This window comes from Pseudomonas sp. URMO17WK12:I9, assembly GCF_900230165.1.
GTDB lineage: Bacteria > Pseudomonadota > Gammaproteobacteria > Pseudomonadales > Pseudomonadaceae > Aquipseudomonas > Aquipseudomonas fulva.
The window spans coordinates 539,498-558,052 of record NZ_OCMQ01000002.1 but is presented as its reverse complement, the minus strand read 5'-3'; the positions used below and the strand labels follow the sequence as shown (position 1 = coordinate 558,052).

Annotated in this window: 21 protein-coding genes; 6 read left to right on the top strand and 15 right to left on the bottom strand. The window is 59.8% G+C overall.

The features are described from left to right. The 9 genes from CRP40_RS07260 to prlC form a co-directional block, all read right to left on the bottom strand. Nucleotides 1-759 carry a VirB8/TrbF family protein gene (locus CRP40_RS07260; protein WP_027913262.1) on the bottom strand — a complete coding sequence of 253 codons (759 nt, stop codon included), beginning with the start codon at nucleotides 757-759 and terminating at the stop codon, nucleotides 1-3. Then, complete coding sequence (locus CRP40_RS07255; protein WP_027913263.1) at nucleotides 756-3,314, bottom strand: VirB4 family type IV secretion/conjugal transfer ATPase; 2,559 nt, start codon at nucleotides 3,312-3,314, stop codon at nucleotides 756-758. The genes CRP40_RS07260 and CRP40_RS07255 overlap by 4 nt, the downstream gene beginning before the upstream one ends. Further along, complete coding sequence (locus CRP40_RS07250) at nucleotides 3,311-3,622, bottom strand: conjugal transfer protein TrbD (protein WP_023532470.1); 312 nt, start codon at nucleotides 3,620-3,622, stop codon at nucleotides 3,311-3,313. The genes CRP40_RS07255 and CRP40_RS07250 overlap by 4 nt, the downstream gene beginning before the upstream one ends. A 3-nt stretch (nucleotides 3,623-3,625) precedes the next feature. Beyond that, nucleotides 3,626-4,027: a TrbC/VirB2 family protein gene (locus CRP40_RS07245; RefSeq protein ID WP_050587287.1), complete on the bottom strand. Its 402-nt coding sequence runs from the start codon at nucleotides 4,025-4,027 to the stop codon at nucleotides 3,626-3,628. Nucleotides 4,028-4,040: 13 nt separating this feature from the next. Further along, complete coding sequence (gene trbB / locus CRP40_RS07240; protein WP_305955236.1) at nucleotides 4,041-4,991, bottom strand: P-type conjugative transfer ATPase TrbB; 951 nt, start codon at nucleotides 4,989-4,991, stop codon at nucleotides 4,041-4,043. Between the two features lie 541 nt (nucleotides 4,992-5,532). Further along, nucleotides 5,533-6,591, bottom strand: a complete 1,059-nt coding sequence (locus tag CRP40_RS07235; RefSeq protein ID WP_027913264.1) for a PA0069 family radical SAM protein — start codon at nucleotides 6,589-6,591, stop codon at nucleotides 5,533-5,535. Between the two features lie 61 nt (nucleotides 6,592-6,652). Beyond that, nucleotides 6,653-8,659: a M3 family metallopeptidase gene (locus CRP40_RS07230; RefSeq protein ID WP_027913265.1), complete on the bottom strand. Its 2,007-nt coding sequence runs from the start codon at nucleotides 8,657-8,659 to the stop codon at nucleotides 6,653-6,655. Between the two features lie 121 nt (nucleotides 8,660-8,780). Beyond that, nucleotides 8,781-9,062, bottom strand: coding sequence for a YheV family putative zinc ribbon protein (locus tag CRP40_RS07225; RefSeq protein WP_027913266.1), 282 nt, complete (start codon nucleotides 9,060-9,062; stop codon nucleotides 8,781-8,783). Next, nucleotides 9,059-11,146 (bottom strand): oligopeptidase A, encoded by a 2,088-nt coding sequence (gene prlC, locus CRP40_RS07220; protein WP_027913267.1) that lies wholly within the window; start codon nucleotides 11,144-11,146, stop codon nucleotides 9,059-9,061. The genes CRP40_RS07225 and prlC overlap by 4 nt, the downstream gene beginning before the upstream one ends. A gap of 66 nt (nucleotides 11,147-11,212) precedes the next feature. Here prlC and CRP40_RS07215 point away from each other — a divergent pair, with 66 nt between their 5' ends. Continuing rightward, nucleotides 11,213-11,761 carry a gamma carbonic anhydrase family protein gene (locus CRP40_RS07215; protein ID WP_023532446.1) on the top strand — a complete coding sequence of 183 codons (549 nt, stop codon included), beginning with the start codon at nucleotides 11,213-11,215 and terminating at the stop codon, nucleotides 11,759-11,761. Nucleotides 11,762-11,835: 74 nt separating this feature from the next. After that, nucleotides 11,836-12,492 (top strand): HAD family hydrolase, encoded by a 657-nt coding sequence (locus CRP40_RS07210; RefSeq protein WP_027913268.1) that lies wholly within the window; start codon nucleotides 11,836-11,838, stop codon nucleotides 12,490-12,492. Between the two features lie 26 nt (nucleotides 12,493-12,518). Here the strand turns inward: CRP40_RS07210 and CRP40_RS07205 are convergent, their stop codons facing one another. Further along, nucleotides 12,519-13,610: an aminopeptidase gene (locus CRP40_RS07205; protein ID WP_027913269.1), complete on the bottom strand. Its 1,092-nt coding sequence runs from the start codon at nucleotides 13,608-13,610 to the stop codon at nucleotides 12,519-12,521. 66 nt (nucleotides 13,611-13,676) lie between these two features. Between CRP40_RS07205 and CRP40_RS07200 the strand changes: the two genes are divergently transcribed. Further along, a complete protein-coding gene (locus tag CRP40_RS07200; protein WP_027913270.1) occupies nucleotides 13,677-14,090 on the top strand; it encodes a hypothetical protein in 414 nt (137 codons plus the stop codon). A 57-nt stretch (nucleotides 14,091-14,147) separates the two neighbouring features. After that, entirely contained in the window at nucleotides 14,148-14,561 is a 414-nt protein-coding gene (locus CRP40_RS07195; RefSeq protein ID WP_023532343.1) for a hypothetical protein, read from the top strand. A 29-nt stretch (nucleotides 14,562-14,590) separates the two neighbouring features. Here the strand turns inward: CRP40_RS07195 and CRP40_RS07190 are convergent, their stop codons facing one another. Together CRP40_RS07190 and CRP40_RS07185 are read right to left on the bottom strand one after the other, a co-directional pair. After that, nucleotides 14,591-14,824: a DUF1161 domain-containing protein gene (locus CRP40_RS07190; protein WP_027913271.1), complete on the bottom strand. Its 234-nt coding sequence runs from the start codon at nucleotides 14,822-14,824 to the stop codon at nucleotides 14,591-14,593. A 71-nt stretch (nucleotides 14,825-14,895) separates the two neighbouring features. Beyond that, nucleotides 14,896-15,321, bottom strand: a complete 426-nt coding sequence (locus CRP40_RS07185) for an OsmC family protein (protein ID WP_027913272.1) — start codon at nucleotides 15,319-15,321, stop codon at nucleotides 14,896-14,898. Between the two features lie 151 nt (nucleotides 15,322-15,472). On the opposite strand from CRP40_RS07185, the gene CRP40_RS07180 reads away from it, so the two are divergent. Further along, nucleotides 15,473-16,477, top strand: coding sequence for an LLM class flavin-dependent oxidoreductase (locus tag CRP40_RS07180; protein ID WP_027913273.1), 1,005 nt, complete (start codon nucleotides 15,473-15,475; stop codon nucleotides 16,475-16,477). Nucleotides 16,478-16,600: 123 nt separating this feature from the next. On the opposite strand, the gene CRP40_RS07175 is transcribed toward CRP40_RS07180, so the two are convergent. Beyond that, complete coding sequence (locus CRP40_RS07175; protein ID WP_023532365.1) at nucleotides 16,601-16,822, bottom strand: DUF1161 domain-containing protein; 222 nt, start codon at nucleotides 16,820-16,822, stop codon at nucleotides 16,601-16,603. A gap of 101 nt (nucleotides 16,823-16,923) precedes the next feature. Next, nucleotides 16,924-17,139 carry a dodecin gene (locus CRP40_RS07170; protein WP_023532741.1) on the bottom strand — a complete coding sequence of 72 codons (216 nt, stop codon included), beginning with the start codon at nucleotides 17,137-17,139 and terminating at the stop codon, nucleotides 16,924-16,926. A gap of 150 nt (nucleotides 17,140-17,289) precedes the next feature. On the opposite strand from CRP40_RS07170, the gene CRP40_RS07165 reads away from it, so the two are divergent. After that, nucleotides 17,290-17,613, top strand: a complete 324-nt coding sequence (locus CRP40_RS07165) for a DUF883 family protein (protein ID WP_023532474.1) — start codon at nucleotides 17,290-17,292, stop codon at nucleotides 17,611-17,613. On the opposite strand, the gene CRP40_RS07160 is transcribed toward CRP40_RS07165, so the two are convergent. After that, nucleotides 17,610-18,506: a LysR family transcriptional regulator gene (locus CRP40_RS07160; RefSeq protein ID WP_027913274.1), complete on the bottom strand. Its 897-nt coding sequence runs from the start codon at nucleotides 18,504-18,506 to the stop codon at nucleotides 17,610-17,612. The two genes, CRP40_RS07165 and CRP40_RS07160, sit on opposite strands and share 4 nt — an antisense overlap. Between the last annotated feature and the right edge of the window lie 49 nt (nucleotides 18,507-18,555).

The following is an 18,555-nucleotide window of genomic DNA, read 5'->3' as shown; positions in this document are numbered from 1 at the left end:
TCAGAGTTGCTTAGACCAGGAGAAGTCGCGCACATAGGTCCCGATCGGGTTCATCCGCAGTTGCTCTTCGCTGGTTTGAGTAGTGGGTTCGGCGGTATAGGTGGTTACCAGGGCACGCCAGTTGACTTTGCTCTTGACCAGGCCTTGCCGATCACGAGTGACTTCTTCCCAGTCCACCTGCCATGTCTCCGGGGTCTGCTGCATGACCGAACGGATGTCGACGCTGACGGTTTCCTCTGCAGCGCGCACGAACGGGCTCGAGTCCTTGGTGCCGTTGAGCCATTCGTTCATTTTCTGCGTAGCCGGATCGTTCTGGCTGAGCAGCGCATAAATGCGGAAGATCGATTTGCGCAACAGCGCCACGTCCGGCGTGACGGTGCGGGCATCGGCAATGAAGCTGGCGATTTGCGATTTCACAACGCGTTGATCGACTGGCTGCGCCACCTGCGCCGGCGCTACCGCCAATGGCTGCCCAAGCTTGTCCACTTCAACCACGTAGGGCACGAACTTGGACTGGCTGCCGATATGAATCAGCCCGCCCACACAGGCCAGGGCGATCATCATCGACAGGATCGCAACCACCTGCCACATCAGGCGCGAGGTCACGACGCTGCCGACATGGTCATTCCAGGTACGGCGGGCCGTCAGGTAGGGGTTGTCGAGTACTGCGCCTTGCGGCGACGGGGCGCCGGTAACGGTATCGACAGATTCAGCGGGGCGTTTGCGCACCATCGCTTTCATGCGTTCAGCGAAGCTCATGCGGCCACTCCATAATCATTCAGTCTGAGGCCACGGGCGGCCAGCCATTCGTCCACCCAACCGTTGCCATACTTGGCTTCCAGTCGCTTGATGGCGGCCACCGACTCTTTGTCGGAGGCGCCGACGAACGCCAGGGCGAGCGGACCCAGGGCAAGGTCATATAACCGGCGGCCGTTTTCCGAGACGTAGTAGTACTGACGCTTGGGTACGGCGGTGGCGAGGATTTCGATCTGCCGGGCGTTCAAGCCCATGCGCCGGTACAGCAACGAAGTGTCTTCATCACGTGCATAGACGTTAGGCAGGAAGATCTTGGTGGCCGTCGACTCGACGATGACATCGAGAATGCCGGAGTTGGCGGCATCCGACAGGCTCTGGGTAGCCATCAGTACCAGGCAGTTGGCCTTACGCAACACTTTGAGCCACTCACGGATTTTCTCGCGGAAAGCGGGGTGGCCAAGCATCAGCCAGGCTTCGTCGAGAATGATCACCGCCGGCTGCCCCTTGAGCGCGCGTTCGATACGGCGGAACAGATAAAGCAGCACTGGCAAGGCGTACTTGTCGCCCAGGTTCATCAGTTCTTCGATCTCGAAGACGGTGAAGTCGGACAGTGTCAAACCATCCTCATCGGCATCGAGCAGGTGCCCCATGGTTCCGTCGACGGTGTACTGGCGCAGGGTTTCACGCACGTTCTCGTCCTGCACCACCAGGCAGAACTCGGAGAGGGTGCGCGAACCGTCGCGGTACATGCTCATCACCGCATGGCCAATTTCGTTACGCTGTGCAGCGGTGGTCTCAAGGCCGTTCAGCGCCAGTATGGTATCGAGCCATTCCATCGCCCACGCGCGGTCACCCTTGGTTTCCAGGAACTGCAGCGGGCAGAAGGCAAGACGCTCGTCGTCGGCCGCTACGGTGAAGTGAAGCCCGGAGCTCCCGGCACTTTCTGCCCGGATACCTGCTGCGAGGGGGTACATGGACATGCCTTTGTCGAAGGCGAAAATCGACATGCCCTGGTAGCGGCGCAGTTGTGCAGCGATCAGCGCCAGGTGCGTGGACTTACCCGCACCCGTGGGGCCGAACATGAATGTGTGACCCAGATCGCGCACGTGCAGATTCAGACGGAACGGCGTGGCACCGCTGGTTACACAGTGCATCAGCGCCGGCGAAAGCGGCGGGTAGAGTGGGCAGGGGGCTTCGGCGCTGCCTGTCCAGATGCTGCTGGTGGGCAGCATGTCAGCCAGGTTCAGCGTATTCATCAACGGGCGACGGACGTTTTCAACGCCATGGCCCGGCAGGCTTCCCAGATACGCGTCCAGCGTATTGATGGTCTCGATACGAGCGGCAAAGCCAAGCCGCTCGATGGCCTTCTCCACACCACGGGCGGCTTCTTCAAGTTGCTGGCGGTCCTCATCCATCAAGACGACGACGCTGGTGTAATAGCCCTGAGCGATCAAGCCACTGTTGACCTCGGCGATCGCGTCAGCCGCATCCTGCACCATCGAGAGCGCGTCCTGGTCGATATTGCCGCTGTTTGTGTTGAAGACTTGATCGAAAAAGCCACGAACCTTCTGCTTCCATTTCTTGCGGTATTTATCCAGGTGTCGCACGGCCTCATGGGTATCCATGAATATGAAGCGACTGGACCACCGGTATTCGCAGGGCAGCTCGGCAAGCGCGGCCAGGATGCCGGGCGCAGACTCCAGCGGAAAACCTTCTATCGCCACCACCTGAATGAAGTTGCGGCCGATCTTCGGTACCACGCCCCCCCACAGTTCCTTGCCGCCAAGAATGGCATCCAGGTACATGGGGTTGCTTGGTAACTGTACGGGTTGGCTTATACCGGTCACGCAGAACTGGACCCAGCTGAGCAGATCCTCATGGGTGATCTGTGCGCCTTCCTCTGTCACCAGCGTATTGGCCTTCAAACGTGTCATCTTGAGCACCGACGACAGGCTGCCCTCGACACTGGTGCAATCGCGCTTGAATTGCTCGATAAGGTTACGCGTGCGCGCCTTGTGGTCTGGCGGCGGTGTGTCATCGTCGAACATCAGCTCGACGAACTTCTGCTGCGCCAGCATGGGTGGGAAGTAAGTCAGCGTCAGGACGAAATAACCTTCATACAACGATCCCAATGACTCGAAGAAGCTGCGTCGCTCTTCGTCCATCGCTTCGGTGAGCCGATCCGGGAAATGCGAGAAACCCTTGCTGGAATAATTGACCGCAGGACGCCGCACGGCATCGACGTGGATCATCCACCCACTGCCCAACCCAACCAAGGCCTGGTTGATACGCAGCGATACCAACTCGCGCTGGGCGTCGGTGCTGCTGGCGTTATCGTCACCTCGATACAACCACGCAGCCATGAATGCGCCGTTCTTGCCGACGATCACACCGTCGTCGACCAGCGCCGCATGGTTCAGCAGATCTGAGAGGCCCGCATCTTTGGAGCGGTGCTTTTTGAGCTTGAGCTCGGCATCGACCTGCAGGAGACGCTGGACCAGCAGCAGGACCAGCAACGCACCGAGGGCTGCGATGGCATACGCAATACCTTCGATCATTTGTATTGATTTCCCTGACTTGGCGGGTTGTCCCTGTACGGGGTACTACGCGCCGGGTAGTAAGACTTGTAGCGTCGATGACGCAGGTACACCGGGCGCATCTTCGGGTCGGCCTTGGCCATGACCCGCAGAATGAAAAGTGCGGCAAACCACAGCACCAGCCCGACTACCGTGGCGCGCAATTCCTGGGCGCTGAAGATCAGGGCGAATGCCAGCAGGCCGGAGAACATCACCAGCTCGCGGTCGCCACCCATGAACAGATTGTCGCGGTTTCCCGCACGGCGAATAGGGATGGTGCGCAGCGCCATGGTTCAGACCTGCCCTTGTACCGAGTGGGCAGTCATCATCGGTACCGATTGGGCCAGTTCAGCCGAGGTGCCGAAGAATTTCTGCATGATGTTGTTGGCGCCCACGATCAGTGCCATAACCAGCACCAGGAAGATCAGCGTGCGGAAGAAGCCGTTGAGGTCGCCACCGAAGATCAGCACGCCGCCTGCGACCACGATGCCGATCAGCGACAGGGCAAAGGCGACTGGGCCAGTCACCGATTTCTGCAGAGACTCCAACCAGCTCTCGTAGGGCAAGCTGCCGCTACCGGCAGTAGAGGCGAATGCATTTTCCGGGGTGACCATTACGTAGAGCATCAACAGGCAGAGCGCCAGGTAGCCAAACGTTTGGGCATTGATGCGGGACAGAGAAATGTTGGCTTGCATGTGCGATGTTTTCCTAGAGGTTGCGCATGATGTAACGGCCGTTTTCGTACCCGGAAACCTCGAGGATTTCCTGGATGCGGCGGCCTTCTGGGGTTCTGGCGATGGAGATGACGACGTGAACCGCTTCGCCAATCAGCGGCTCGATGTCGGCCGGGGCCGACTTGTTGCGAGAAACCAGGGATTTAAGACGGGTCAGCCCTTCACTGGCGCTGTTGGCATGCAAGGTCGCAGCACCGCCAGGGTGACCAGTGTTCCAGGCGTCGATCAGGTCGAGTGCCTCTTCGCCACGCACCTCACCGACCAAGATGCGGTCAGGCCGCATGCGCAAGGAGGTCTTGAGCAGGTGGGTCATGCTTACGTCGACGGTGGTGTGGTACTGCACGAAGTTCTTGGCAGCGCACTGAATCTCACCGGTGTCCTCGATGATGAATACCCGCTCACTGGGAAACTCGATGACCATCTCGTTGATGACCGCGTTGACCAGGGTGGTCTTGCCGGTACCCGTACCGCCGATAACGAGGATATTGCGGTGATCGCGGATGGCCCGCTTGATGGCATCGCACTGGGCCGGCGTCATGATCGCCGACTCCACATACTGGTCCAGGGTGTAGATGGCGACCGCTTTTTTTCGGATCGCAAACGTGGCGGCGCGCACCACTGGCGGAAGCTGGCCCGCGAAGCGCGACCCATCGAGGGGCCATTCGCCTTCGAGCAGCGGTTTGCTGCGGGTCACTTCCTTGCCATGGAAGCCGGCCACGGTCTTGATGATGGACTCGGCCTGCGCCGGGCGCAGGTCGCCAATGTGCCTCATCGGTTGGCCCAATTGTTCGAGCCACAGCTTACCGTCGCCGTTACACATCAACTCGACGGTCTGCGGATGGTTGAGCGCGTCGATAATCAGCGGGCCGGCATCGCGTTCAAGTTTTTTCTTGGCGCGATCTTTCAGGCTGACAGTTTCTGCAATATCCACACTATTCGTCCATGAATTAAACGCTGACCCAATCGCAAGGTATTCCACCGAGCGTGTGTTACAGATCTTCAACTACTGATGAGGGGCAAAACGCGCCTCGCTCGAAATATCCACCTGGGCTGACCAGATGCTTTCAAGTTACGAGAGGCGATCCACAATGGCGCGGAGGTTACCGGAGCAACAATTGCTAACGAAATGGTAAATCTCTTACAGCCATGTAAGTCTTTTCCTACAAAATTGGTACGAGCGTTCTTCGAATTGACCGCACGCGTGCCTCTGAAACCCGCGCCGTAGCTGGTCTCTACCATGAGCGCCAGTAATGCTGGCAGCTAAACGCCACTACCGCTGACTGATCGCCTTTCACAAAAAATGAGAGGCAATTCACAATTAGCCAAAACATTTTTTTGTGGCCCAGTTCACAATTGCCTCCTGCGCAAACATCGCTTCTGTTGGCTGTGAGTTGATATAAGACAGCCATACGATGATGGCACTTAGATATCAACGAGCAAGCCAGACAGCATCTACGTTAATTGGTTCAAAGCAATTGAAGTTGTCTGCCGGGTGGGCTGAACAATGAGCAATCAAGTTGCAGAGATTCACGGCCCTCCAGGTTCAGCTTGCGTACAGCCCTGTCAAAACGCTGCGCCAACAACTGCGCAAAAATACCCTCGCCCTGCATACGAGCACCGAAACGGCTGTCATAAAGCGCTCCACCCCGGCTTTGCCGAATAAGGCTGATTACATGGGCTGCACGCTGCGGGTAGTGATCGTGCAACCACTGCTCAAACAGAGGGGCCACCTCAAGCGGTAAGCGAAGCATCATGTAGGCTGCGCTTTGCGCCCCAGCCTCTTGCGCCGACTCCAGCAACTGCTCCAGTTCACAGTCGTTGATCATGGGAATGATCGGCGAGCACAGGACGCCTACGGGTACGCCGGCATCGCGCAGCAGGCGTATGGCCCGCAAGCGTGCAGCAGGCGAAGCGGCACGGGGCTCCAGAATGCGCTTGAGGCCGGCATCAAGGGTGGTATGGCTGATCATCACGCGCACGAGCCGCAAGCTGGCCATTTCAGTCAACAGGTCAAGGTCACGCAGAACCAAGGCGCCCTTGGTAACGATGGTCACTGGGTGGCGAAACTTCAGCAGTACCTCCAGCAAACGCCGGGTCAGCATGTATTCGCGCTCTATGGGCTGATAAGGGTCGGTGTTCGCCCCCAGGTTGATTGGCGCACACACGTACCCAGGTTTGCTCAGCTGTTGCGCCAGCACATCGGCTGCATTGGTCTTGGCAATCAGCTTGGTTTCGAAATCCAGACCAGGCGACAAATCCCAATAGGCGTGCGAAGGGCGTGCATAGCAGTAGATGCACCCGTGCTCGCAACCGCGATAAGGGTTTATCGACCGGTCGAAGGGCAGATCGGGTGAGGTATTGCGGCTGATAACCGTCTTGGCCGTCTCGATCCGCACTTCGGTCCCTTGCGTGACCGGTACATCTTGGTACCAGCCATCGTCCTCATGCGAAGAGTGGGTAGGGCCGAAGCGGTTATGCGGGTTATGCGCAGTGCCGCGGCCCTTCAACGGAGGTGAATATGACATGGCTACACCCTTTACTGTATGCATGTACAGTAAAGGGCCTGGCGACTAATTGCCAGCCCGATCATCCGACGGCCTGAAGCCACTGGAGGTAGGGGTGTAGGTTTGTCTCACGGCCAAGAAACTGCATCACTCCTTCACGCAATGGGCGCGATGCTCCGGGGGCAATCAATGACTCGAACAGCGCCTGTCCAAGTGCACGATCAAGTAGCCCTGTTTGCTCGAAGCGGGTGAAGATATCCACAGCACATACATCTGCCCAGAGGTACGCGTAATAACCGGCGTCATAGCCGGTAACCAGGTGGTCGAAGGCGTGGGCTGGGTGCTCTAGGGCGTTCAAAGGCCAGTAACCACATTGCTCGCGCGATCGAGTAAATCGCTGGCGAAGGGTTTTCCCGTCAGCTGGGTTCGTGTGCAGATCCACATCGAACAAGGCCTTGCTCAGCTCAAGCGCGGCTTCGCCGATGGCTTCGCGTCTGTAGCGCTCGACGCACTGCTCGACCTGCGCCCTGTCAATCTGACGCCCATCCGAATAGTGCGAGGAAATGCTGACGAGATAGGCGGCGTTCCACACCCAACGTTCGAACAGCTTGCCGAAGAGCTCCGTACCGTCCGTACCGAGTTCGACTACGCCCGACTGGATCTGATTGTCCGTGCGCACCAAGAGGTGGTGCAAGGCATGGCCGAACTCGTGATACAGCTTGCGCAACGCGAGGTGATCCAACAGTGGCTGCGCACCTGCACTACCTTCGGGCACATCGCTGAAGACGATCACCACCGCTTGCTGGAAAATACCTTCCGCGTCGATCCGGCGGTTACGCACATACGTTGTGAACACCGCCTCTGCCTGCTTACCGGCGTGCTGCACGGCATCGAGGTAGAGCAAGCCAATCCGTGCGTCGTCCTGGAATGCCTCGAACACCAGTACCGAGGGTGCCCATACGGGGGCAGGGGTTGGCCTCAACTCCAGGTCAAAGAGCCGCTTGGCCAGCTGGACCAACGCGTCGATGACGGCAGCCATCGGGAAAAATTCGCGCAGCGCGTCCTTTGGCACTATCTTGGCCGCGTCTCGCAGTTGCTTTTGGGCAAAGCGTAGGTCCCAGGGCTGCATGTCTTCCAGCCCCAATGCCTGAGCGTCACGCTCAAAGTCTGAGCGCCACTGCAGCATCACGGGCTTCATGCCAGCAGCCAAGCTTTGCAGGAAGGCGCGAACCTGGTCTGGCGAACCAGCACTTTTACGCGCCAAGCTCAGGGTCATGTGATCGGAGAACGCCAATAGCGTCGCTCGTTCATGGCGCAGAAGGGCCAGTTGCTGCAGCACTTGACCATTATCTTGCGACAGGTCGGTATTGACGCCACGTCCATGAAAAGCCTGATACACCTGCTCACGGAGAGCACCCAGCTCGGCCTCTTCCAGCACACGCTCGGCAGCCCAGCTTTCGCAAGGTATGGACCATCCGTTACTGCCACGCTGCCTTGCTCGCTCGCTCAACTCATCGAGACTGCGTTGGGACAGACCACGCAGCTGAGTGACGTCATCGACGATCATGTCCGGCTGGTCGAGATTAATCAGATACTGCTCTTCAAGCTCGGTTATCCGACGTTGCAGGTCGAGCAGCCGCGCCTTGTCGCTCGTGGGCAGGGAAGCGCCACTCACGCGAAACCTTTCCAAGTGCCAGCGCAGTGTTGCCCGCTGGCGATCATCGAGGTTAACGCCGATATCGCTGTGCGCCAGCTGTTCATACAGCGATTGAAGCTGCTCGTTGCTAAACCTTGAGTCCAACGCAGCGCTGGCCGCGATATGAAACGCCAGGATAGGGTCACTCCAGGTCTGCCCTTTGCCCAGAAAGGGCATTACCCCATAAAGCACTGCGTACACCTGGGCGTCCAGATCATCCATGGCCAGCACCAGGTCATCCCATGTTGGCATCGATGGCTGGCTGTTGATCACGCGCTCAATGCCCTGTGCATACTGCTCAAGGACCTGGTCGAACGCATCCTGCATGCTTTCGACTGTAATGGAGGGGTAGTCGACGGGCACATTGCCGTCTTGCAGAAGCGGGTTGCTCATCACGCGTTACCTTGCTCAATGATGGGAGCATGCAAGCGTGGACGACTGCGCAAGCGTGCAGGTCGCTCTTAATTACCACCAGCCGCCACCGCCCGGGCCTTGCACCCGGGCGGTGCGGTGGTCAATCGGCCGGTTTCTTCAGCTTCGGATTGGGAAAGAACTGCACGGTCTGCACTTTCGCCGCTGCCGGCTTGGGCGCTTGTTGGTTGACCCGCGTGCCCAGTTCACTGGGTACCGACAAGCCCTGCTCATTGAGCGTATCGGTAAAACCACACGCCACGCACTCGCGGTGCGGCACACCGTCTTCGTTCCACATCGTCAGCTTGTCAGCTTCACTGCACGCCGGGCATACCGCGCCGGCGATGAAGCGCTTCTTGGTCTTGTTCACGGCATCCTCGCTCATGCTGCCGACTCTTCGGCCAGACCGCTGTGGCGCAGCAAGGCGTCAATGGACGGCTCGCGACCGCGGAAGTCGACGAACAATACCATCGGCGCACGCGAGCCGCCGCGTGCCAGCACCGCTTCGCGGAACGCCCGGCCTGTTTCGGCATTGAAAACGCCTTCTTCCTCGAACCGCGAGAAGGCATCGGCCGACAACACTTCAGCCCATTTATAGCTGTAGTAGCCTGCGGCATAACCGCCCGCGAAGATGTGCGCAAAACTGTTGGGGAAGCGGTTATAGGCCGGTGGGCGCATGACCGACACTTCATCGCGCACCCCTTCGAGCACCTGCAGTACCGTACGGCCGTCACCGTGGCTGGCGTGAAGCTCAAAGTCGAACAGCGAGAACTCGAGCTGGCGCACCATCATCATGCCCGACTGGAAGTTCTTCGCAGCCAGCATCTTGTCCAGCAGGTCCTGCGGCAGCGCCTCGCCAGTTTCGTAATGGCCGGAGATCAAGGCAAGGCCTTCGGGCTCCCAGCACCAGTTCTCCATGAACTGGCTGGGCAGTTCTACCGCATCCCATGCCACGCCGTTGATGCCGGACACTCCCGCGTGGTCGATGCGGGTCAACAGGTGGTGCAAGCCATGGCCGAACTCATGGAACAGCGTCGTGACCTCGTCATGGGTCAGCAAGGCAGGTTTGCCCGGCGCGGCAGGGGTGAAGTTGCACACCAGGTTGGCCACCGGGCTTTGCAGTTTGCCCTGAGCCGTTACGCGACGGTCACGCGCACCGTCCATCCAGGCACCGCCACGCTTGTTGGCGCGGGCATAGAGGTCGAAGAAGAAACGCCCCACATGCTGGCCGTTCTCCTTGATCTCGAACAGACGTACATCCGGGTGCCAGGCATCGAACTGCTTGAGCTCGTTGATCTCGATGCCGTACAGGCGCTGCACGATGCTGAACAGACCGCCTAGCACCTTGTCGATGGGGAAGTAGGCGCGCAGTGCTTCCTGGGACACGCTGTAGCGCTGCTCTCGCAGCTTCTCGCCAAAGTAGCCGGCATCCCAGCTGGCCAGCTCAGGACAACCCTGTTCGGCAGCATAGGCCTTGAGCTGGGCCAGGTCGCGGGCGGCGAAGGGCTTGGAGCGCTTGGCCAGATCGCGCAGGAAGCTCAACACCTGGTCGCTGGACTCGGCCATCTTGGTCGCCAGGCTGAGCTCGGCGTAGTTCTTGTAGCCCAGTAATTCGGCAAGCTCCTGGCGCAGATCGAGAATCTGCTGCATCACCGGACCGTTATCGAACTGCCCCGCGTTCGGGCCCTGATCCGAAGCGCGGGTACAGTAGGCCGCATACAGCTCTTCGCGCAGCGCGCGGTCGCTGGCGTAGGTCATCACCGCGTAATAGCTGGGGAACTCTAGCGTGATCAGCCAGCCCTCGAGGTCCTTGGCGGCGGCAGCGGCGGCCATCTGGGCCTTGGCCGAGTCGGGCAGGCCGTCGAGCGTGGTTTCGTCGGTGACGTGCTTGCTCCATGCCTGGGTGGCATCCAACAGCTGGTTGGAGAAACGGCTGCCCAGCTCGCTGAGTTTGCTCTGCACCTCAGCGTAGCGCTGCTGTTCTGCGGCGGGCAGGTCGATGCCCGACAGGCGGAAGTCGCGCAATGCATGTTCAAGGATGGTCTTTTGCGCCACATCGAACGAGGCAGCTTCAGGGCTTGCAGCCAGTGCCTGGTAGGCATCGAACAGCGCGCGGTTCTGCCCAAGCTCCGTGGAGTAGGCACTCAGCGCTGGCAGGCAGGCCTCATAGGCTTCACGCAACGCTGGGCTATTGCACACCGCATTGAGGTGGCTCACCGGGCTCCAGGCGGCCCCGAGGCGGTCGTTCAGTTCGTCCATCGCCAGCACCAGGCCTGCCCATGTAGGCGCTGCGCCTTGTTCTTCAAGAATCCTGGCAATGGCTTTACGGTTGTCGGCCAGGATCGCTTCGATCGCCGGCAGCACGTGCTCTGCACGGATTTGCGAGAAGGGCGGCAGATCGTGGGATTGCAGAAGCGGGTTGTTCGCAGTCACGGTTTGGATACCTTGGCAGAAGAAACACGGCCCCATCTTAATTACAATCGACGCCGACCGCAGCAGCCAGCCAGCCTATCGGCACACATGAGGAACACTATCATGGCCATTCGAAGCTTCCAGCAACACCATCCCAAGCTCGGAGCGCGGGCCTTCGTCGACCGCTCGGCGGTGGTACTGGGCGATGTGGAGATCGGCGAAGACAGTTCGGTCTGGCCATTGGTGGTCGTGCGAGGCGACATGCACCGCATCCGTATCGGCGCGCGGACCAGTGTGCAGGACGCCAGTGTGCTGCACATCACCCACGCCAGCCCGTTCAACCCTGATGGCTTTGCGCTGATCATCGGTGACGAAGTCACCATCGGGCACAAGGTCATGCTGCACGGCTGCACATTGGGCAACCGCATCCTGGTTGGCATGGGCAGTACCGTCATGGACGGCGCCATCGTCGAGGACGAGGTGATCATTGGCGCCGCCAGCCTGGTGCCACCGGGCAAGCGCCTGGTCAGTGGCTACCTGTACATGGGCAGCCCAGTCAGGCAGGTCCGGTTGTTGAACGACCAGGAACGTGCCTTCTTCGCCTACAGCGCTGGCAACTATGTGAAGCTCAAGGACCAGCACCTGGCCGAGGGCTTCGATCAGCCAGACTGATCGTTTTTCCACAGCCATGCGGGCACGGCTTGCCCGCCAGCATGCGGCGCAGCACTCAAGCGGAAACCTTCCCTATGCACCAGCAAAACATTTTGTTCGACCTTGATGGCACCCTGACCGACCCACGCCTGGGTATCACCCGCTCCATCCAGTACGCCTTGGCGAAACTGGGTATCGACGAGCCAGACCTCTCACGCCTTGAACACTTCATCGGCCCACCGTTGTTGCAGGCGTTCATGCAGTTCTACGGTTTCGACGAAGCCAAGGCCTGGGAGGCGGTCAACTTCTACCGTGAGCGCTTTCGCGTCACGGGCCTGTACGAAAACCTCGTGTTCGACGGGGTGCCGCAGCTGCTCGAGACCCTCAATGGCCAAGGCCGCACGCTCTACATAGCGACTTCCAAGCCGTGGGAATTCGCGCGCGAAATTGCCCGCCACTTCGCCTTCGATCAGCATTTCAAAATGATCTACGGCAGCGAGCTGGACGGTACGCGAACCAACAAGGTCGAGCTGATTCGCCACTTGCTGGACGAAGAAGGGCTGGACCCGGCGCACACGCTCATGATCGGCGATCGCAAGCATGACCTGATCGGAGCCCGTAGCAACGGTTTGCAGGCCGTGGCAGTAGGGTATGGGTTCGGAAGCCGCGAGGAACTGATGGCAGAAGCGCCGGCGTTCCATTTCGCCTCCCTGGCCGAGATGCACGAGGCGTTCAACAGGCAACCTCGCTGAAGGGCTGGGCAACCGGCTAGCGCGACCTAGCCCTTGGGCATCAACCCTTGCAAGGCTGCAGTACGCGCTGCGAGGGGCAATGAAGCCAGTTGCCCGACGCGCTCATAAAAGCGTTCCCAGTCACCTTCGACCTGGCGAAACAAAACCGAAAAAGCAGGCACCCACTGGTCGTACAGTCCGAATGGCAGCAATTTCGCATTGTTCATCGGCCCATAGACCCAAGCGTCGTAACGCCTGTCGCCTCCCCATGGGCCATCGCGCAGCGAATGGTAATCGCGCCGCAACCGCTCGAACTCGGCCCGCTTGGCCAAGCGCTTGGTTTGATCATCGGTGGGCGCCGCATAAAGGGCCTGTAGCCGTGCCCGCGTGGCCAGCACCAAGCGAATGAACTGCTCGCGCTGCGGACCATGGTCGTCGCCGGTGGCCGCCAGCCCACGGCTGAGCCGCCATTGCCGCGTGCCTTGCTGCTCCACGAACGACGCGAATGACTCGTTGAAGGCCGTATCGTCTTGCACATAGACACGCTGATGAGCCAGCTCGTGAAAGATCAGTGTGGCCAGGCGCTCTTCACCCCAGCCCATCATCGATGACAGGATGGGGTCATCGAACCAGCCCAGGGTCGAATAGGTTTCAACGCCGCCCACATAGACGTCAAGGTGCTGCTGGCGCATCAACGCCGCTGCACCCCGTGCTGCGTCCTGACGATAATAGCCGCGGTAAGCCACGCACCCGGCAATGGGAAAACAGTGGGTGACTGGCTGAAGCGACAACTCGGGGGTGGCGAAAACATTCCACACGACGTAGGGGCGGCCCAAGTCGGCGTACATCGTGTAGCTTCGGTTGTCGGGCAATTTCAGCTGCTGGGTGGCGAACGCTCGCGCTTGTTGGGCGTACTCCAGCCGAGCGCGCAATGGCACAGACGTGGCAGGATCAGCCATCACCTTCGTCACGGGCCGACGCGCCTGCAGCAGCTCCCACTGGCCGGCTGCCAGCTGGCCATAGTAGCCAGCGCTGCTGCAACCGTTGAGCAGCGCGGCGACCAGTAGCGGAACAAACCGGGTGAAAACACGGTCGAGTGCCCCAGGGTCTGAGCGCTGCGCAAGCACTATTCCAAGCATCGTTTACCGTCTTATTCGCTCAACCCCATTCGCCTAAAGATTATCGTGCCGAAGGGGAGTTTCGCCATGCGCGCATTGTGGGTTACCGGTTCCTTGCTGCTGACAACGGCCTGTTCGACATTGCCCGACCCCGACCCCTCTCAGGCGTGGGTCGACCTTGAACCAGGCCAGCAGACCTCCCTGGACGCGGTGAAAGTCGACGCACGCGACTGGGACGACAACCGTTATTTCCAGGTACCGCCTGGCAACCATGAGCTGACCGTGCGCTATCAATTCCCGGTGGCGCCCAGCAACATCGGTCCCGTCGACGCCCCGCTATGGCGTGATTGCCAGGTCAAGGTAGCCTTCAAGGGCTTCGATGCTGGCGAGCGTTACCAACTGCAGGCTGGCAGCATCGGCTTCCGTCCCTGGATCAAGCTCTATGATCAGCAACAGAAACTGGTCAGCCAGGGCGAACCGGCAGGCTGCCAACGGACGTAAAGCATCCAAAACAGCGCTATGCTTGTCACATATTCACTGCAAGTGGAAAACCCTGCCATGCGCCAGCCCATGATGCTGATCGCCCTCAGTGCACTGGGAGCTTGTGCCAGCCCCCTACCGCCCAAAGATCCCAAACAGGCCTGGGTAGACCTATACACCATGACACCCGGCAGGGTCATCATGGCCGATCGCCTCGATGGCAAGCGCCTGGACGATGGCCGTTATTTTCAGGTGACGCCCGGCAAGCACGAACTGATCGTACGTTTCGACTATGAGATCTACGCGGGCGGGTTCTCTACCGACCCCAGGGACCGTACGTGCTACCTGACGGTGCGTTACGATCACTTCGAGGCAGGGGAGCGTTATCGGCTTGAGGCAAGAGCGCCGGTGATGGAGCCACAGGTGCTGCTGTATGACTCAGCCAGGACCGTGGTCGTCAACGAACCTAGCAGGGTCTTCTGCATTCCTTAGGTTTCCTTAATGACCCGCTGTTGGCAGGCTTACTGATCATTCTTCTGATAAATGATCTTGCGGGCACCGCCATCGCAGCTGCCGACCACCATATTAGGGTCCTGCACTTCGCTGTTGGGCACGATTTCAAGGGTATAGGACGGCACGCCCTGGGCCTGGATCTTGGCCTCGATTTCTGCCTTCAACTCCTCGCATGGCTTGATTGCTGCCAGTGCCGAAGTTGTCATCAGGGAGACCAGTAAAGTTGTAGCGATGCGAATCATGGGCGGCTCCAGTAAAGGCAGCGAGGCTGCCGGGTTTTCAGATTACCGCAAACCGCCCACGGCTGGAGCGATCAGCTTACCAGCTTGGCATCCAGGGTAATGTCGGCGTTGAGCACCTTGGACACGGGGCAGCCTTGCTTGGCCTTATTGGCGATTTCCTGGAACTGCTCTTCGCTCGCCCCTGGTACCTTGGCGCGGAGCACCAAGTGCACTGCGGTGATGGCAAAACCATCGCTTTGCTTGTCCAAGGTGACTTCTGCCGCTGTGTCGATACGCTCGGGCGTCAGCTTGGCTTCGCCCAGCATCATCGACAGCGCCATCGAGAAGCACCCAGCGTGGGCGGCGCCGATCAGTTCTTCCGGGTTGGTGCCCGGCGTATCTTCGAAACGGGTGTTGAACCCATAAGGATTGTTCTTGAGCGCGCCGCTTTCAGTGGAGATCTGGCCCTTGCCGTCCTTGAGACCACCTTCCCAGATTGCCGATGCTGTCTTCTTCATGATGCCTCCCGGTCATTGGTTAAGTACCTATCTATTCAGAGGCTGGTAGCCTGATGAGAGTTCAGCTCAATCCGACAGGGGACATTGAATCCAACGATTGCGCCCATACAGAGTCAAAAGGCCTCAGGCCAACCATCATTGCGGAGGCTTCATGACGCAGTTGCGAAATCTGAAAATATCCACCCTTGATCTGGTGCCAGTGCGCGCCGACCAAGGGCCCGCGCAATCACTGCGCAATTCGCTGGACCTGGCGCAACAGGTCGAGCGTTTCGGTTACAACCGTTTCTGGGTAGCCGAGCACCACAACATGGACGGCATCGCCAGCTCGGCCACCTCAGTGCTGATCGGTTACCTCGCAGGCGGTACATCGCGTATCAGGGTAGGTTCCGGGGGCGTCATGCTGCCCAACCACGCGCCGCTCGTTGTGGCCGAGCAGTTTGGCACCCTGGCCAGCCTCTACCCCGGCCGTATCGACTTGGGCCTGGGCCGCGCTCCAGGGTCCGACCAGATGACCGCCCATGCACTGCGCCGCGACCGCGCCGGCAGTGCGGATGATTTCCCGGATGACGTCGAAGAGTTGTCGCGCTACCTGGGCCCACGCACCGATGATCAGAAGGTGATTGCCGTACCGGGATACGACACCGAAGTGCCTATCTGGTTGCTGGGCTCTAGCTTGTTCAGTGCCCAGCTGGCCGGCATGCGTGGTATGCCCTATGCCTTCGCATCGCATTTTGCGCCGCGCTACATGCACGAGGCCATTCGGGTCTACCGCAACCACTTCAAGCCCTCTACCACGCTGGACAAGCCCTACGTCATGCTCGGCATCCCCATGGTAGTGGCCGAGACCGATGAGAAAGCCGAGTACCTGGCCACATCGGTTTATCAACGCATCCTGGCCCTAATTCGCGGTCAGAGCCTGATGCAGAAGCCCCCGGTAGAAACCATGAATGGCTTGTGGTTGCCGCATGAGCGCGATGCAGTGGGCAGCTTCATGGGGCTGGCGATGATCGGGAGCCCAGACAAGGTCCGTACCAAAGTCGACGTGTTGCTGGAGCAGACAGGGGCCGATGAACTGATCTTTACCTGCGACCTGTACGAGCACGCAGACCGGATACGCTCCTACGAGTTGCTGGCTCAGGCACTGCAGCCAGCCTAGCGGTTGAGCAGGGCGCGCCGTGGAGCGAAACTGGGCTGGGCTGGCCTCTTGATGGGTGGCCGGTAGCCGAGCAAACGGCCGTATGCCCGAACCCCGTGGTCAACCCACGGGGTTCGGTGGCCCTTAGTTGCGGCTGTAAACGATTTCCTTGGTACCGCCTTCACAACTGCCCACCACCTTGCCAGCGGGATCACCCTTGTCCACGACCGTCAGCGTGTAATTTTGCACGCCCTTGGCATCGAGCTTGGCAGCGATTTCCGCTTTCAGCTCTTCGCACGGCTTGCCGGCCGCCATCGCGCCGCCCGCCAGGGTCATCAGGCCCAACGCCAGAACCACTTTGTTCATCACTTGCTTCCCTTGTGCAGATGAAATCGCAAAAGGCGCCCATCAGGCGCCTCGTCTAAGTCTTACCCCATGGCGCCAGGCACATCCAGCCCGGACCTGTATCAGCTGTTGGTGATACGGAAGCCGACCTTCAGGGTCACCTGGAAGTGCTCGACTTTGTTGTCGCGAATATGGCCGCGGGTGCTGACGACTTCGAACCACTCCATCATCTGCACGCTTTTGGAGGCTTCGGCCAGGGCATTCTGGATTGCATCTTCGATACCGGTGGTGGAAGAACCTACCAGTTCGAGCATTTTGTACGTGTGGTGATCGGACATGTGTTGACTCCTTGGATGGCGATAACGTTGAGCCTAGCAGCGCAGTGCTCGTTTACCTGCGAGCAGGCGCAGCGGCAGAAAGTTCGATCGCACTTTCGCTTCGCTTGATAGTCGCACTCTCTAGAGCCCATAACGCGAAGGAGAGTCAACATGCCCCGCAACTCGCTGCGTAAAACATCACTGGAAAGCATGGAAGCCGAGATCGAGAGCCTCCTGAAGAGCCTGGAAAGCCTCAAGAACGACGCCTCCGAGGAATCCCAGAAGTCCCTCAAGGCTATCCGCAGCAATGCCGAGACGGCCCTGAAGCACTCGCGCAGCCTACTGAGCGACGCTTACGAAGAAGTCAAAGACCGCACGGTCAAGACCAGCATCGCTACTCGCGACTATGCCCAGGAACACCCCTACACCACCGCTGGCGTGGCAGTAGGCGCACTGGGCCTGCTGGCTGCCTACCTGCTGTGCAAGCGCAACTAAACGCTCTGCCCAGCCAACTCGGCGCGTAACCACTGCGCCAGCTGCTCGGCGCGCCCATCCGCGGCGCGCCGTGGCACCCACAGCGCCAACGCTGCAGGCGTTGCGCTAAAGCCCCATGGCGCGATCAGGCGCCCTGCACGCAAGTCATCGGCCACCAGTGGCTCCGGCGCGATGGCCACCCCCAATCCTGCGACTGCGGCTTCCAACAAGTAATACAGGTGCTCGAACGACTGCCCATACTTTACTGCCTGGGCATCGAGGTCATTGGCCAACGCCCAGGTAGGCCAGGCTTGCGGGCGCGAGGTGGTGTGCAGCAAGGATTCTTCCAATAGCTGGCTGACAGCCGCTTTGCGCAGTCGCCCAGCGCCCTCGAAGTGCGGGCTGACGACTGGACCGATACGTTCCTGCGCCAGTACATGAACCTGCATGTCCGCTGGCCACGGCGGTTCGGCATAGACCAGCAACGCATCCAGCCCAGGGCGACGCGGGTCCAGGTCACCCTCACCGGCAGAAAGATGCAGGCGAAGCTCAGGCAAGTCGGCATTCAGCCGTCCCAGGCGCGGGATGAACCAACGCGCCAGCAAGCTTCCGGAACAGCCAAGCACGAAAGGGGCGTGCTCCACTTCGCGGGTCAGCTCCCGGCATACCCCACGCAGCCGATCAAAGACCTCACCACTGACGTCACGCAACCTGGCGCCTGCATCTGTGAGTTTGACACCTCGCCCATCCTTGGCGAACAGGGCCACGCCAAGGTGCGCTTCGAGCGCTTTGATTTGCCGGCTAACTGCGCCGTGGGTGACGTGCAGCGCCTCGGCTGCCTGGCTGACGCTGTTGAGCCGGGCAGTTGCCTCGAAGGCGCGCAACGCATTGAGAGGAGGGAGATCACTGGCCATTACGTGTGAGTTTTCCTGACAAGTCAGAGCAATCTTATCGGTTTTCATC